14 protein-coding genes and 1 other RNA gene are annotated in these 15,307 nt (G+C 59.0%); all 15 read right to left on the bottom strand.

Annotated elements, in window-relative coordinates; translation table 11 throughout:
- Positions 1–215: 215 nt before the first annotated feature.
- An RNA gene (rnpB, locus tag OGM81_12720) (RNase P RNA component class A) lies at positions 216–556 on the bottom strand.
- 45 nt (positions 557–601) lie between these two features.
- Positions 602–865 carry a pro-sigmaK processing inhibitor BofA family protein gene (locus tag OGM81_12725; GenBank protein UYJ43177.1) on the bottom strand — a complete coding sequence of 88 codons (264 nt, stop codon included), beginning with the start codon at positions 863–865 and terminating at the stop codon, positions 602–604.
- Positions 856–1,080, bottom strand: coding sequence for a hypothetical protein (locus tag OGM81_12730; protein UYJ43178.1), 225 nt, complete (start codon positions 1,078–1,080; stop codon positions 856–858). The genes OGM81_12725 and OGM81_12730 overlap by 10 nt, the downstream gene beginning before the upstream one ends.
- A gap of 13 nt (positions 1,081–1,093) precedes the next feature.
- On the bottom strand, positions 1,094–2,569 hold the full coding sequence (gene spoIVA, locus OGM81_12735) for a stage IV sporulation protein A (protein UYJ43179.1): 1,476 nt from the start codon (positions 2,567–2,569) through the stop codon (positions 1,094–1,096).
- A gap of 13 nt (positions 2,570–2,582) precedes the next feature.
- On the bottom strand, positions 2,583–4,145 hold the full coding sequence (locus tag OGM81_12740; protein UYJ43180.1) for a DUF3794 domain-containing protein: 1,563 nt from the start codon (positions 4,143–4,145) through the stop codon (positions 2,583–2,585).
- Between the two features lie 233 nt (positions 4,146–4,378).
- Complete coding sequence (locus tag OGM81_12745; GenBank protein UYJ43181.1) at positions 4,379–5,005, bottom strand: thiamine diphosphokinase; 627 nt, start codon at positions 5,003–5,005, stop codon at positions 4,379–4,381.
- The gene (gene rsgA, locus OGM81_12750; GenBank protein ID UYJ43182.1) at positions 5,005–5,865 is read right to left on the bottom strand and encodes a ribosome small subunit-dependent GTPase A; all 861 of its coding nucleotides are present in this window, start codon (positions 5,863–5,865) and stop codon (positions 5,005–5,007) included. Before rsgA ends, OGM81_12745 begins: the two co-directional genes overlap by 1 nt.
- Positions 5,866–5,876: 11 nt before the next feature.
- A complete protein-coding gene (gene pknB / locus OGM81_12755; GenBank protein UYJ43183.1) occupies positions 5,877–7,811 on the bottom strand; it encodes a Stk1 family PASTA domain-containing Ser/Thr kinase in 1,935 nt (644 codons plus the stop codon).
- Positions 7,804–8,553: a Stp1/IreP family PP2C-type Ser/Thr phosphatase gene (locus OGM81_12760; protein ID UYJ43184.1), complete on the bottom strand. Its 750-nt coding sequence runs from the start codon at positions 8,551–8,553 to the stop codon at positions 7,804–7,806. Before OGM81_12760 ends, pknB begins: the two co-directional genes overlap by 8 nt.
- A 25-nt stretch (positions 8,554–8,578) precedes the next feature.
- Positions 8,579–9,631: a 23S rRNA (adenine(2503)-C(2))-methyltransferase RlmN gene (gene rlmN, locus OGM81_12765; GenBank protein ID UYJ43185.1), complete on the bottom strand. Its 1,053-nt coding sequence runs from the start codon at positions 9,629–9,631 to the stop codon at positions 8,579–8,581.
- A gap of 34 nt (positions 9,632–9,665) precedes the next feature.
- A complete protein-coding gene (gene rsmB, locus OGM81_12770; protein UYJ43186.1) occupies positions 9,666–10,982 on the bottom strand; it encodes a 16S rRNA (cytosine(967)-C(5))-methyltransferase RsmB in 1,317 nt (438 codons plus the stop codon).
- Entirely contained in the window at positions 10,979–11,899 is a 921-nt protein-coding gene (fmt, locus tag OGM81_12775) for a methionyl-tRNA formyltransferase (protein UYJ43187.1), read from the bottom strand. Before fmt ends, rsmB begins: the two co-directional genes overlap by 4 nt.
- Positions 11,900–11,903: 4 nt before the next feature.
- Entirely contained in the window at positions 11,904–12,419 is a 516-nt protein-coding gene (gene def / locus OGM81_12780) for a peptide deformylase (protein UYJ43188.1), read from the bottom strand.
- A gap of 38 nt (positions 12,420–12,457) precedes the next feature.
- Positions 12,458–14,725 carry a primosomal protein N' gene (gene priA, locus OGM81_12785; protein UYJ43189.1) on the bottom strand — a complete coding sequence of 756 codons (2,268 nt, stop codon included), beginning with the start codon at positions 14,723–14,725 and terminating at the stop codon, positions 12,458–12,460.
- Positions 14,722–15,300, bottom strand: a complete 579-nt coding sequence (gene gmk / locus OGM81_12790) for a guanylate kinase (protein ID UYJ43190.1) — start codon at positions 15,298–15,300, stop codon at positions 14,722–14,724. The genes priA and gmk overlap by 4 nt, the downstream gene beginning before the upstream one ends.
- Positions 15,301–15,307 lie beyond the last annotated feature (7 nt).

Genomic DNA, 15,307 nt, shown 5'->3' on the forward strand with positions numbered 1-15,307 from the left:
TTTCGCTAAACTTTAATTTAGCGAAATAGCATGTTATGTCTTTATTATAGCTTTCTGCTTCCCCTGTGTCAAGCGCGGGGCTTTTTTCTGCCTGCTGTCAGGTGGTGCCGGGTGCAAGCTCTGCCGTTGATTTCGGATGTGATCGTAATGTGGTGTTTCCTACAAACAAAAACTGCACAGCAGTTATATGAACCGCTGTGCAGAAATTGTTTAAGAAAACGACTGGACCGTAAGCCGGGTTCTGTATCAAACGACGATCTATCTTGGCCTTACGTTGCCGTAAGGCTCACGCCATCACCGGGACGCGCGAGGCTCCGCATAATGTCCCATACGGATGTTGCTTCAAGCAGGGTTTACATAGCCGCAAAGTCGCCAGTGCGCTGGTGAGCTCTTACCTCGCCTTTCCATCCTTACCGTGCAAGCACGGCGGTTTCTTTCTGTTGCACTATCCCTGGGGTCGCCCCCGGCTGCCGTTAGCAGTTGCTATGCCTCTGTGAAGCCCGGACTTTCCTCAGGCAGTTCTTGCGAACTGTCCCGCCGCCGTATGTTCCACTCGTTTCTGGGATATTATAGCATATTGCACAGCAATTGGCAAGATTTTTTATAATATCAGCTGTAAAAGCAGCAATAAAACCACCCCGGGCACGCCCAGTACAGCCGCCACAAAGGCCGTATAGCGGTTCAGCGGCAGTGCAATGCCGCTGACAGGTTCCAGCAGCGCCATCACAGCCAGCACCCCCAGCCCGCAAACGGCCCCGGCCAGCACAGCCAGTACCGGGTGCCGCTGGCGGGCGGCGCACCGCAAAACCAGCAGCAGGCATACCGCACCGACCGCCCAGGGCCACAAAGTGTCTGTCAGCGGCACGGGGCATCCTCCTCCCGCAATAAGCGCAGCAGCACACGGCTACGGCATCGCAGGGCCGCATGTTGGTAGGTTAGCTGCTCAATTACAAAAGGGTCCAGCGCTTCTTGAAAAGCTTTCTCGTTAGCACGCAGGGCTTGCGTAGCTGCGTCCAGCTCGGCCATCAGGGCGCGGCGCTCTTTCTGGCATTTCTTTTCCTGCCGGGTCAGGTGCTTCACGGTAAGGCCCCCTTTACAACAGGATGCAGATCAGGCCGTCGCATCCCTCATTGATAATGCGTTCCAACGTAGATTGCAGGCGGCTGCGTGCCTCCTGCGGCATATGCAGCAGCTTGGCCTGCACTCCCTCGCTGACCAATTCGTTCAGGCTTTTGCCAAAGATGTTAGTGTTCCACAGTTTGCCGGGGTCGGTCTCGAAATCTGCCAGCAGGCTCTTGATGAGTTCTTCCCCCTGCTGCTCACTGCCCACCGTGGGGGAAAGTTCAGTGTGGATGTTGGCCCGCATAATGTGCAAACTGGGTGCGCTGGCGGAGAGCCGCACGCCGTACTGCCCGCCCTGGCGCACGATCTCCGGCTCTTCCAGCGTCAGCTCTTCGATACCCGGCATCACAATGCCGTAGCCGGTGGCTTCCACCTGGTCAAGGGCCGATTTGATCTTATCGTAGGCGCGCTTTGCCTTGGCCAGGCTGACCACACAGGGCAGTAGGCTGGCTTCATCCACGATGGAAAGCCCGGTCTGCTCACCCAAAATTTTGTAAAAAATATCAGGCGCAATCATTGCCGTAATGTGCACCGAACCGCTGGCAAGGTCCATGCCGGTCAGTATAGTTTTGGTGATGTACTCACATTCCAACGGCAGATTTTTGCCTGCAATATCGGCCATTTTGTGCACAGAGCCGGCAAATTTCAGCATGGCAGTGTATACGGCGCTTTGCAGCCAATGGCCGGATTCCAGCATCATGACCCAGCTGGGCATCTGCACGGCGATTTCTCGAATCGGGAACTCATACAAAAGCCGCTGCAAAATGCCGTCCAGCGCTTCGGCAGTCATTGCTACGCAGTTGATGGGCACGACCGCCCGCTGGTAGGTATCCTGCAATTGGGCGGCCAGCTGGTGGGCGGCATCACTGTCCGGGTCAGTACAGTTCAGCAAAATGACGTAGGGCTTACCGATGGCCTCCAGTTCGGCGATGATGCGGCGCTCGGCCTCGCAGTAGTTTTCCCGCGGCAGGTCGGCCACGCTGCCGTCGGTGGTGACAACGACGCCCACGGTTGCATGCTCACGGATAACGCGCCGTGTGCCGGTCTCGGCCGCCAGGTCAAAGGGCACCTCGTGGTCAAACCAGGGGCTTTTCACCAGGCGGGGGGCGTCCTGTTCCTCATGGCCGAGGGCACCGTCCACCATGTAGCCCACACAGTCGATAAGCCGTGCCCAGAAGCTGCCGCCGCCGGAAAGCTCGATATTGACCGCCTTCTCCGGGATGAACTTCGGCTCGGTGGTCATGATGGTGCGGCCTGCGGCGCTTTGGGGCAGTTCATCGTTGGCGCGGGCACGCTGGGCTTCGTTTTGGATATGCGGCAGCAAAAGCAGCTCGGAGAAGCGCTTGATAAAGGTGCTTTTGCCTGTGCGCACCGGCCCCACCACGCCAATATAAATATCGCCGCCGGTCCGGCGCGCAATATTCTGGTAGATTTGTTCTTGCGTCACGGTGTTTCCTCCTTTACAAAGCGGCGGGAATCAGCAGGCAGGTGCTCTCGGTGGTCAGGTCCTGGGGTGCGGTGCCGCCGGTCTCCAAGTGGTTGGCGGCGGCCAAGTCTTTAGCGCGGGCGTGGTAGCGCTTGGCAATATCAAAGATGCGCTCCCCTTCCTGCGCATAGTACAGGTACAGCGCCGGGCCATCTGTGCCATCGGTAAATTCTTCTCCCAGATCCACCTCACTTAAAGCCTGCTGGGCCTGGGCCTGCAGCATGGAGCCGGTTATGCTCAGCTCAATTTCTACGCGCAGCCGCGTACCGCTTTTGCCGCTGGTCAGACGGGTCACATCGGCATGCAGGCAGGGGTAAGCATCGCCGGGACTTCCCTGCCAGCTGCCTTCCGGCTGCCAGGTAAAAGCTTTATCGTAACAGGTCAGTTCGCCGCGGCTGTCGGCACACAACACATGGGCCGTGCCTTTGCCCTGCAGTTCCCAGCGGGTCTCTCCTGCTTTTTCTTTGCTGGCTGCTTCCTCAGGAATCTGCACCGGCGCTTCCAGCGTGACAAAGCAGCCGCGCACTTCGGCGTCGGGCGTGGGCAGGTCATCCTCTACGGTCACGGACAGATGGCCGTTCAGGTCGGTGGTCCTTTGCAGCAGCTTGCAGACGGTCTGCACGGTCTGTGCCTGGCAAAGGGTCGAGTATGCGTCCGCCACCACGGTGTGGGCAGCGAGCCGCCACAGTTCCAGGTGCAGTTTCCATGTAACCGATAGGCTTGCATCCGCCGCACCATCCTCTGTGCGCAGGGTGCAGTGCAGCAGTTCGCCCCAGGCGATGCACTGGTCGCTCTCGGCTGCTCCGGGAAGGTCGACGGTCTGTTGAACCGTCATCTCTTTGGTGCGGACATCCAGCGCTTCGCTTTCCGACGGCTGGCAGCAAACTTGCACCTGCAAAATGCCCTGGCAGCTGGCCTGCCCGGTCTGCATGGTCAGGCTGGTCAGGGTAAAGCTGCCGCCGATATCCAGGATGGACTCCCCTGTGCCCGGCAGCGGCAGGTTGATCTCACTGGTCAGGGCCTTTTCCTCGGCGGCCACGCGGGTCAGGCCGGATAGCTCTTGTGTGCGCTGCTCAATGCCGCAATCGGCCAGCGAGGTCAGCAGCTCGCAATTCCTGACCATCAGCGCTGCGGCACACAGGATGTACGCCCCGCGCAGGTCGATGCGATGCTCACTGACGGCGCGGCAGTTGCAGTATTCCTGCTCGCCCCAGACCTGGGCCGGGCCTTCGGCAAAGGCAGCGTCCGGGAGCTCGACCGATTTTTCAAAGGCAAATTTCTGCTCGGTGCGGTACAGTCGGCAGCCGGGCTCATCGCTTTGATAATACACGGTGCAGCGCAGATACCCCTCGCAGTGCCAGCGCCCGCTAGCTACCCGGTTTTGCAGTACCACCGGCTGCATCAGGCATTTGACGATCTTAAAAACAGCCGGCTGATAATCCGGAATCAAAATTTCCGTTTCCACCGGCAGTTCCTGCCGTGTCTCCCACCGCCCGCCGTATGCTGCAAGGGTGTCCTTAAACACCTTCAGTTCCATGCTGGTTACCCCTTTCCGTTTGGTATTCTTGTGCATGTATATGCGGCAGGGTAAAAAAATAGCCCCTGCTCAACGGGCAGAGGCATAGGATATTTTACACTTTGAAAGCTGCGCGGAGCAGCCAGCGCAGCGCGCGGGGACAACGTACCACCACTACATGCACGGCTTACACCTCCCTTCCCTGGGATTTACTGTATAAACCATACTATGGCAGCGGTATGGGATGTGTGCCTTTAATCGGCGCGGGTCAGCACAACGATGCCATGGCCTGCCTGGCAACGCAGGGTAACGGTGGGTTCTACAAACTCGTTGCTGACACCAAGAGGATAATCCGGCACGAGTTCTGCACCGTGCAGGGGGTAATACGCCCCCTCAATGTCCACGCCGATCAGCTTGCCATCCCACGGGAACACCGAGAGATACTGCCATTCGCCGCGCTGCAAGGTAAGGTCTTTACCGGGGACAAGATAATGGATCTCGCTGGCGGTATCTGCCAGCACTACGTCCACGCCATGCTCAGCTAAAAACAGGCCAGTGGAAAGGTTGGCAATCGTATGCTCCAGCCGGGCACCGCCCAAGGCGCCCAGCATGGTGACCTGGGTATAGCCGTTTTCCAGAAGCCATTTGGCGGCGTAGTGGGTGTCGGTGTCATCTTTGACGTGTGGCAGCACAATGGTATCACTGTCGGTATCAGGCTGCGGGGCTGAATCAAAATCCCCCACGATCAGATTCGGGCGCACACCCAGGCAATCGGAATTGCGGTAGCCGGCATCGCAGGCTACTACAAAGCTGCCGGGGCGGCAGTAGCGCTTCATAGCTGCATCGACCGGCACGGCCGAAAGCAGGATCGCGTGTTTCATTATTTTTCCCATTCTTTCCTGGCGCTGGCTTCCTCGTACATGGCAAGGTAGCTGGCATAGCGCGTTTTGCTGATTTTGCCTTCCTCAACTGCCTGTCGCACCGCGCAGTCGGTCTCGGCACGGTGCGAGCAGCCGGTGAAGCGGCACTGCCCAAAGTAAGGCTCAAACTCCGGGAAGGTGTGCTGGATGTCCTCTTTGGGGATGCGGCAGAGCTTCTGGGCTTCCAGACTGGCAAAGCCCGGCGTGTCGGCCAAACGGCCGCCGCAGATTTCAAATATCTCCACCTCGCGGGTGGTATGGCGGCCGCGGCCCAGCTTTTGGCTGATGGAGCCGGTCTCCCGCTGCAATTCAGGCGCCAGAGCGTTCAGCAGTGTAGACTTACCCACGCCAGAGTTGCCGCAGAAAGCACAGAGATGATCTTTGATCTGCGCCTTGATTTCGTCAAGGCCCTCGCCGGTCTCGTAGTTCAGCTGCACCAGCGGGATGCCACTGGTTTTGTAGGCCTGCACCAGCGTATCCGCCGCGCCAAGGTCAGCCTTGGTCACGACCAGAATCGGCTGTACCTCTTTATAAATGGCAGCCGCTGCCAGCTGGTCCAGCACCAGGGTACTGGGCACAGGCTGCACGGTGCTTGCCACAATGAACAGCACATCCAAATTTGCAATAGGCGGGCGCACAAACACGTTTTTGCGAGGCCTGATCTCGTCGATGACCGTGCCGTCCGGGGAAAGCGCTACCCAATCGCCTGCCACCGGCTTGATGCCGCTTTTACGGAAGATGCCGCGCGCCTTGCATTCTTTGATGCCATCCGGCGTTTTTACGTAGTAAAATCCGCCGATGCCTTTTGTGATATAGTTCATAGCGTTCCCCATCAAAGCGGGTTGCCCTGAGCGTCGCACTGCTGGCCGTTCTCATTCCACATCGTGCCATCGGTCAGCTGGTGGATCTGGTGTGCGCCATCCGAGCTGGACCACCAGCTCTCTTCGATCGCATTGCCGCCCTCATCTCCGCCGCCGTTATCGGTAGGCGTTTTGACGACTTCAGGCACACCGGTGGAGACCACCAGCGTGATAGCCGATGTGATGCGGGCCTCGGAACCGGCGGCCGGGCTCTGGCTCAAAACGGTACCGGCTGGCTGTTCGCTGGCCTGCTCGACCACGCGGACCGAGAACTTGCCCTTGATCTCGTTGCGGGCATCTTCGAGCATACGACCGGTCAGGCTGGGCACAGGCTGGGTCTTGTTCTTGTCCTGGCGGCTGACGTAGACGATGACCATCGAGTCACCGGTGACGGTCTCACCGGCAGCAGGCTGGGTGTAGATGACCGCGCCGGGGGCGACGGTGGCGTCCACCATCGGCTTTTTGGTTACGCGCAGGCCCATGTCTTTCAGGGTCTGCTCGGCATCCTCAGCCACCATGTTTTTCGTCTCGGGGATCGTAATATACTGGGTGCCCAGGCTCACGGTCAAGGTGATCTTCTGGCCCTCCTTGACAGTACGGCCGGCCTTGGGGTTCTGCTTGACGATGGTGCCGGCGGGCTCGTCGGAATATTCTTCCTCTTTCTGCAATTTCAGCAGAGAATTATACTCCGAAGCGCGGAACTCATCCTCGGTCATGCCGATGAAGCTGATGAGGGTGACGTCGTTACGGTTGGAGAAAAGCAGGTTGCTGGAGTTGGTGAAGATCAAATAGATCAGGATAGCGGCACCGATGACAAAGGCGACCGCCATGCCAAAGAAAATGGGTAGCAGAGAGAAAGGCTTCTGGCCTTTTTTCTTCTTATTCTTTTTGCCGCGGCCGGGGTTCTGGGTGCCCACACGACGGGCTTCTTCGGTGCGGATATTGCTGCCGGACTTAGCCGCTGCCTTGGTTCCAGCCGCCGATTTTGCGGCAGGTTTTGTGCTGTTTACCACGCGGTTGATATTCCTTTCCGGGTTGTCCTGGGTGTTGCGGTACTCATACGCAAAGCGGGCCGAGGGGTTGCGTTTGAAAGCCTCGATGGCTTCCAGCATTTCCTGGGCGCTCTGGTAGCGGTTGGCCGGGTCCTTTTCCATGGCTTTTTCGGTGATCTGGCACAGGGCTTCGGGCACGTTGGGGGCCACCTGCGCCAAAGGCTTTGCCTTATCGGAGATCTGCATGATGGCGATGGACACAGCACCATCGCCGTCAAAAGGCAGCTTGCCGGAGAGCATCTCGTACAGCATAACGCCCACTGAGTAGATGTCGGTGCGGGCGTCGGTCTTATCGCCCTTGGCCTGCTCGGGGCTGATATAATGCACCGAGCCAATGGCCTTATCGCTGACGGTCTGGCTCTGCGCACGAGAGAAGCGCGCAATGCCGAAGTCCATCATTTTAATCGATCCGTCTGCCAGCAGCATGATGTTCTGCGGCTTTACATCGCGGTGAATGATGCCCTTGGAGTGGGCATGCTGCAAAGCGCTGAGCACCTGGGTGGCAAAGTGTACAGTTTCTTTCCAGGTCAGGGCGCCGCCGCGCTGCTTAAGGTACTCCTTCAGCGTGATGCCGTCCACATATTCCATGACAATATACTGCAGACGGTCCGTCACGGATACATCGTAAACCTTTACGATGTTGGGGTGATTCAAGATGGAAATAGCCTTGGACTCGTTTTTGAAGCGGCGGACCAGCTCCTCGTTATCCAGGAATTCCTCTTTCAATACCTTAACGGCGATGGCATTGCCGGTCCTGGTATCGGTGCCGCGGTAGACGTTGGCCATGCCGCCCATGCCGACCAGACTTTCGATCTGATACCGTCCGTCCAGCCGCTTTCCAATGAGATTATCCATGATTGACCTCCGTAATTTCCACGCCCATCAGCAGCACGGTGATGTTATCCTGCCCACCGGCCTGCAAAGCTCTATCTACTAAGATGCTGGGGGCCTCAAAGAACGGGACCTCCCGCAGCACCAGTGCAATCTCTTCATCCGAGATCATGTTGGTCAGGCCATCACTGCACAGCAGCAAAATGTCGCCGACTTCGATCTCGCAGCGGTTATATTCCGGCACGATATTGGCCGAAACGCCCAACGCCCGGGTGATTAGGTTCTTTTTGGGGTGCTGGGCCGCCTGCTCCCGAGTGATCTTACCGCTGTCCACCAACTGCTGGACCATTGAGTGGTCCCGCGTGATCTGACGCATCTCGCCCTCGTGGAAAAGATACGCGCGGGAGTCGCCCGCATGGACCACATGCGCCAGCCCCCCGCCGGCATACGCACAAACGCCGGTCGTACCCATGCCCATCATCTCAGGGTCCGAGGTGGCTTTTTCATACACGGCGCGGTTGGTAATATCAAACCCGCGCATGATAAAGCTTTTCTCGCCGCCCGGCTGCAGGGAGCGCATCTGACGGGCAAAATACTGCTGCATCGTATCGGTGGCAATGTGCGCGGCGATACGCCCGCCATTGACGCCACCCATACCATCGCAGACAATGCCCCAGGCGGTACCGCCCGGCAGCTGCTGCGCGCAGTAGTTATCCTGGTTTTCCTGGCGGCAGCTGCCGATGTCAGTAATTGCGGCAATCTTCATTCAGGTTGGTTCCTTTCCGTAGTTTTCAGCAATTTTCGGCCTGCTGGGCATCCTCGCGGCGCAGCTGGCCGCAAGCGGCACTGATGTCCGTGCCCAAGCGGCGGCGCACCGTGGCGTTCACGCCCAGGCTTTCCAGCTTTTGCTGGAAGCGGTGCACGTTGGCGTCGTCCGTAGCGGAGTACGGGCTGCCGTCCACGGGGTTGATGGGAATCAGGTTCACATGGGCGCCCATGCCTTTAATAAGGTTGGCCAGCTTTTGGGCCATCTCATCGCTGTCGTTGACGCCGCGCACCATCGAATACTCAAAGCTGATGCGGCGACCGGTCTCCTTCTGGTAGCGGCGGCAGGCCGGGATCAGCTGCTCCAGCGGGAACGCATCGTTGACAGGCATCATGCCGGAGCGGGTCACGTTATCCGGCGCATGCAGCGAGACCGAAAGCGTCAGCTGCAAATGGCGCTTGGCCAGCTCGTCGATCTTGGGCACCAGGCCGCAGGTGGACAGGCTGATGTTGCGCATGCCGATGTTGACCCCCTCCGGACAGGAGATGATCTCCAAAAAGTCCATCACATTGTTAAAATTGTGCAGCGGTTCACCGATGCCCATTAAAACGATGTGAGAGACCCGCTCTCCGGAGTCCTTCTGTGCGGTGTAAATTTCTGAGGCAATCTCGCCCGCGGTCAAATCCCGCACGCGGCCTGCCTGGGTAGAGGCGCAGAAGCGGCAGCCCATGGCGCAGCCCACCTGGGTGGACACGCAGACCGTGTTGCCATACTTGTAGCGCATCAAAACCGTCTCGATGCAGTTGCCGTCGGCCAATTGCAGCAGATATTTGACCGTACCGTCCTTGGATTGCTGGCGGCGGCGGATGGTGGGCGCTGCGATGGTGCAATTTTCCGCAAGTTGTGCCAGCAGGGTCTTGGGCTGGTCGGTCATCTGGGAAAAATCCGTCACAAGCTTCTGGTGCAGCCATTTAAAAATCTGCTTGGCGCGGAATTTCGGCTGGCCCAGGCTGACAAGATACGCGGTCAGCGCGTCCAGCGTAAAATCGGATAAGCAAATCTTCGTTGCTTCGCTCATGCTGCGTTCCTCCCTTCTTTACTATTATAAACGATCATTGTGTACTTTCTGTTTCCAAAATAGCGGCAAAAAATCCGTCAGTGGCCGTTTTATGCGGCAAAAACAGTGTGCCATATTCGCCCTGCTGCATGCCAGGCAGTTGCAAGGCGGGGACAGCCACGTGGAAACGCGGGTTGTTTTCGAGGAAGGTTTTCACCTGTTCCTCGTTTTCATCACGATTGACTGTACAGGTAGAATACACCAATCGGCCGTTTTCGGCAAGTAAATCTGCGCCATTTTGCAGGATCTTCTGCTGGCTTAGCAGCAAATTCTCTATCCCGTCCAAATCTTTATAGCGAATGTCCGGCTTTTTGGCTATGACGCCCAAACCCGAACACGGCACATCGCACAGGATGCGGTCGAATTTGCCCCAATCGCTGCGGAGCTGGGCAGCGTCGTTCTGCACGGCTTTGGCACAGGTGACACCGCAACGGGCAAAGGCTTTGCGCAGCAGCGGCACGCGGGATTCCACATACTCGCCACTGATTAGTTTCCCTTGATTCTGCATGCACTCGGCCAGCGTCAGGCTTTTGCCTCCGGGCGCGGCACAAAGGTCCGCTACTTTCTGGCCAGGCTGTGCCCCCACACAGAGGGCAGCAAACTGGCTGGCCAAGCCCTGCACGTGGAAAAGCCCCCTGGCAAAGGCCCGGCTTGCGGCGGGCGAGCCGTTGAACTCCACCAGCAGCGCATGGGGCCATGGGCCGGGCCGGACGCTGTGGCCCTCGGTGTGCAGCAAATCGGTCAGCTCTTCGTCGGTGGTGCGCAGGGTGTTGACGCGGATGGCCGTAGCCGGGCGCTCATAAAATACGCCGGCCATTGCGAAGGCTTCTTCACCGTACTGGTTATACAGCAGCTTTGCCACCGCGGGTGACAGGCAGTAATAGGTGCCCAAGCGCTGCAGTGGGTTGGCAAAATCGTCCTCGTGTACCTCGGTCACAACGGCCTTGCGCAGTACGGCATTGACCATACCGGCGGCGCTGCTTTTGCCGAGGGCTTTCGTCAGTCGGACGGATTCATTCACCGCCGCCGACATGGGCACCTGCATATACTTGGCCTGGGCCAACCCGCTGCGTAGCACGGCACGCACCGGGGCGTCCAGTTTGGCGACCGGCTTTTTGGTGTAGCGGTCGATTGTATAGTCCAGCAGCGGCAGGCGCTCCAGCGTGGTGTAAAAGATGCGGGCCGCAAAGGCGGCGTCGCGGGTGTTCATGGGCGGGTCACACTTTTTTAGTTCGGCATCCAGCACCAGGTTGGCGTAACCGGCCTGTTCCTGGTGGATCAATGCCTTCACGGCCAGGCGGCGGGGCGTCACAGGCGGTCCCCCGCTTTTAAGCGCCTACCGGCGGCCCAGGCGGTGCCAGCCATCGGCTTGCCGCCCTCAGGCGTAACGGTCAGCAGAGCCACTGCGCCGTTTGCGGCGGCAATGGTCAAGGGCTTAAGGGCCAGCACGGTGCCGGGGGCCGCATTCTGCGGGTTCTCCGCCAGGCGGCTTTCCTGTACCTTGATGCGCTTGCCCTCATGCGCAAACCAAGCCACCGGCCAGGGGTTCATACCACGCACCCAGTTGTGGATGTGGGCTGCGTCTTCGGTGAAATGGAACTGTGCCATCTCCTTGGTCAGCGGCGGGGCCAGCGTGGCCTGGGCGTCATCCTGCTTTTGGAGTTTCAGCTCGCCGGCGGGGATCTTTTCCAGCGCCGTGACCAGTGTTTTGGCACCGACAGCGCTGACGCGGTCAAACAGCTCACCGCTGGTCTCCTCGGGGTCGATGTCAACCGGCTCGACCATCAGCACGTCACCGGTATCCAGCCCTTCGTCCAGCTGCATGATAGAAACGCCGGTCCCGGAGTCACCGTTGAGCACCGCCCACTGGATAGGTGCCGAGCCGCGGTATTTGGGTAGCAGCGACACATGCAGGTTGATGCAGCCGTACTTGGCTACATGCAACAGCTGCGGCGGGATGATGCAGCCGTAGGCCACCACCACGATGATCTCCGGGGCCAACTCCTGGATGATGTCATCCGAAGAACCGTCCCGCAAAGTGCAGGGCTGATAGACCGGGATTCCACGCTCCACCGCCAGCTGTTTGACCGGCGGGGCCGTCAGGATCTGCTTGCGGCCCACCGGCTTATCGCGGCGGGTAAATACCGCGCAGACCTCGTGCCCGGCGTCCAGCAGGGCTTGCAGGCTGGCAGCGGCAATATCCGGGGTGCCCATGAACAGGATACGCATGATATCAGTCCTCGTTTTCTTCGGGGTAATCGTCTTCGTAGAAATGCTCGGCCAGGTCCATGATGGTGATGCCGTCCAGATGGTTGTTCTCGTGCTGGATGCAGCGGGCCAGCATATCGTCAGCCTCCATCTCAAACCACTCACCGTGGCGGTCCTGGGCCTTTACCTTGACATGCTTGGAGCGCTTGATAGCGCCGTTATGGCCGGGGAAAGACAGGCATCCCTCGTACAGTTCCACCTGCTCATCGCTCAGCTCAAGGATCTCTGGGTTGATGAACTCGATGAACTTGTACTCGTAGTTAGCGGGGACCTCCTCGGGCAGGTCACGGTCATCCAGGCAGATGAACAGGCGGCGCATCATGCCCACCTGCGGGCCAGCCAGCCCCAGGCCGTTGGCGGCGATCAGGGTCTCTTTCATATCGTCCAGCAGGGTGCCGAGGCGGTCATCAAATTTCGTGACGGGGCGGCAGACTTTTTTCAGAATCGGGTCTCCGTCCTGTACAATGGTGCGAAGTGCCATGGGTAATACCTCCAAAATTGTTTTCAATACGTTCTATTTTATAAATCACCGTCGGAGTTGAAATCCACGATCACGGAAGCTTTCTGCGGCAGTTTTTCTTTGGCGTAAGCATCCAACGTTTCACGCAAAAGGGTGCGGAACGCAGTATCGTTGCGGCATTTCAACGTCAGCTTATAACGGAATTTTCCGTTCAGCATCGTAATGTTCATGGGGGCCGGGCCTAAGATGCGCAGCGGCAGGCCGGGGCGCTGGGCGGCACGTTCCGCCAACAGCGAGCCGAAACGCTGGGCCGCGATGAGCACGGCCCCCTCCTGCGCCCCCACAAAGCCAATAACGCAAAACGCGCAGAACGGCGGATACAGGCCAAACTTACGGAAGGTGATTTCCTCGCGGTAGTAAGCCTCGTAATCCTGGGCGGCGGCCAGCTGTAAAACGGGGTGGTCCGGCACGGTTGTTTGTATCAGCGCGCGGCCGGGCAGTGCAGCGCGGCCGCCGCGGCCGATGACCTGCGTGACCAGGCTGAACACGCTCTCGTAGGCGCGGAAGCCCTGCCCGAACAGCAGCGAGTCGATGCCCAGCACACCGACGAGTGTAACTTTTTCAAAGTCCAGCCCCTTGGCCACCATCTGGGTGCCAAGCAGGATGTCGTACTCGTGCCGGGCAAACTGGGCCAGCATCGTTTCGTGGGCGTTTTTTTTGCCGGTAGAGTCCTGGTCCATCCGCAAAATGCGGGCGCTGGGCAGAAGTTCCGCCAGTTCTTCCTCAACGCGCTGGGTGCCGAAGCCGCTGTAGTGGATCTTGCCGCCGCACTCGGGGCAGAGCGTCGGCAGCGGATGCACCGTTTGGCCGCAGTGGTGGCACATCAGCGCCTGCTGGGGTTTGTGGTAGACCAGCGGCACACTGCAGTTGGGGCATTTCAGCACGTGGCCGCAATCGGTGCACATGCCGATGGTGCGGTAGCCCCGGCGATTTAAGAGCAGGATGCTCTGTTCCCCATTATCGAGATTTTCCTGCAGCTCGCGTGCCAGGCGGCGGCTGACCTCCCGGGGGTTGCCTGCCGTCAGCTCGGCGCGCATATCGATGAAATCCACGCTGGGCAGCGGGCAGCCGCCGTAGCGCTGGGTGAGGGTAACAAGTTTCAGTTTGCCGCTTTGGGCGGCGTGGTAGGTCTCGGTCAACGGTGTGGCCGAGGCAAAGACCAGCAGGGCGTTTTCCATGACAGCGCGCTTTTTGGCGATGTCGTGGGCATCGTAGCGGGGGGCAGATTCACTCTGGTAGGTATGTTCCTGCTCCTCATCCACGATGATAAGCCCTAAATTTTGCAGCGGCGAGAAGACCGCACTACGGGTGCCGACCACGATGTCGGCATTTCCCTGCTGGATCATCCGCCACTGGAGCAGCCGCTCGGTGTTGTTGAGTGCCGAGTGCTGTACCGCCAGGCGGCTGCCAAAGGTGGATTTTAAGCGGCGGATCATCTGCGGTGTTAAGCTGATCTCCGGCACCAACACCAGGGCGCGGCGGCCCAGTTCCAGCGTGCGTTCGATGAGCTTTAAAAATACCACCGTTTTACCGCTGCCGGTCACGCCGTGCAGCAGCGCTGCGTGGGGCTTGCCGTCCTCCAAGTCCGGCAGCAGCGTCGCAAAGGCTTTCTGCTGTTCTTCGGAGAGGGTCAGTGGCTGCGGGTCGAACGGAATGTCCGCGAAAAGATCCAGCGACTTATCCTGCTCGGCCACCGTGAGCACGCCCTTTTTGCAAAGGGTGTCCAGCGTTGCCTTGGAGATGCCCGCCTCATCCAGCTGGCGGGCTGTCTTGGGGCCGGTGCTCAGCGCTTCCATCGCCGCCAGCTGACGCGGACCAGGCTTCGGCTTGGCGGGCAGCTCCCCTGCCAGCGTGTAAAGTCGCTCGGTCGAGCGGGACAGCCGGTTCTGCATCACGGGGCGTCCGTTTTCCACGGCAGCACGGTACTGGGCACCGTATGGGATAACCGCCTTGACGGCCTCGAACCAGGTACAGAAGGTGCGATCTTTCAAAAATCGCACCAGTTCCAGCAGATCCGGCGTCAGCCGAGCTTCCGCCGGGGCGGCATCGTACAGCGTTTTCAGCTTTTGGGTGTCGGCGTCCTCCGGCAGCGCCGCTACCGAGAGCACCACCGCCATCCGGGGCTTATTTCCCCGGCCAAAGGGCACTAACACCATGCTGCCGGGCCAGACTTTATCGTTTAACCGCGGCGGGATGCAGTAGGAATACAGCTTATCAAAGTGGATCGTCGCATCGTCTACCGCCGCCTGGGCAATCTGCAAACTCATTCGGCAGCGCCGTGCTTAAGCTTGAACTGGATGATGGAGTAGATGCTCTCAGCGCAGCTGTCGACCTCGACATTGACCACATGCTCGTCGTAGTTGACGGAGTTGGCAATCTCGGTCTCGGCACGCTTTAAGCGGCGCTGGATGGTCTCCTCATTTTCCGTGCCGCGGTTGCGCAGGCGGCGCTCCAGTTCTTCCATATCCGGGGGCAGCACAAAGATTGTGGTGGCACCGGGGTACATTTTTTTGATGTTGCCTGCGCCTTCGACCTCGATGACCAGAATCACCGGGATGCCCAGTGCCATGCGGCCCTCAATCTCGCTGCGCAGGGTACCGTAGTAATTTTCGCAGTATTTGGTGTGCTCGACAATCTGGTCATGGGCCAGATGATCCTCGAAATCAGCTACCGTCATGAAATGGTAGTTGATGCCGTCCTTCTCGCCCTCACGCGGGGTGCGGGTGGTGGCGGAGACGGTGTGCTGGATCTCCGGGTGTTTTTTCAGCAGGCTTGCCACGACGGTGTCCTTGCCGGTGCCGGACGGGCCAGAGACAACAAACAGATACTTTTCACCTTTCATACTCTAT

Source organism: Oscillospiraceae bacterium, from assembly GCA_025758045.1.
Taxonomy (GTDB): Bacteria; Bacillota; Clostridia; order Oscillospirales; family Ruminococcaceae; genus Gemmiger.

Excerpts from the sequence above, each read along its gene's own strand:
- OGM81_12740 (UYJ43180.1), bottom strand. The coding sequence starts at position 4,145 with ATGGAACTGAAGGTGTTTAAGGACACCCTTGCAGCATACGGCGGGCGG.
- OGM81_12745 (UYJ43181.1), bottom strand. The coding sequence starts at position 5,005 with ATGAAACACGCGATCCTGCTTTCGGCCGTGCCGGTCGATGCAGCTATG.
- rsgA (UYJ43182.1), bottom strand. The coding sequence starts at position 5,865 with ATGAACTATATCACAAAAGGCATCGGCGGATTTTACTACGTAAAAACG.
- pknB (UYJ43183.1), bottom strand. The coding sequence starts at position 7,811 with ATGGATAATCTCATTGGAAAGCGGCTGGACGGACGGTATCAGATCGAA.
- OGM81_12760 (UYJ43184.1), bottom strand. The coding sequence starts at position 8,553 with ATGAAGATTGCCGCAATTACTGACATCGGCAGCTGCCGCCAGGAAAAC.
- rlmN (UYJ43185.1), bottom strand. The coding sequence starts at position 9,631 with ATGAGCGAAGCAACGAAGATTTGCTTATCCGATTTTACGCTGGACGCG.
- fmt (UYJ43187.1), bottom strand. The coding sequence starts at position 11,899 with ATGCGTATCCTGTTCATGGGCACCCCGGATATTGCCGCTGCCAGCCTG.
- def (UYJ43188.1), bottom strand. The coding sequence starts at position 12,419 with ATGGCACTTCGCACCATTGTACAGGACGGAGACCCGATTCTGAAAAAA.
- priA (UYJ43189.1), bottom strand. The coding sequence starts at position 14,725 with ATGAGTTTGCAGATTGCCCAGGCGGCGGTAGACGATGCGACGATCCAC.
- gmk (UYJ43190.1), bottom strand. The coding sequence starts at position 15,300 with ATGAAAGGTGAAAAGTATCTGTTTGTTGTCTCTGGCCCGTCCGGCACC.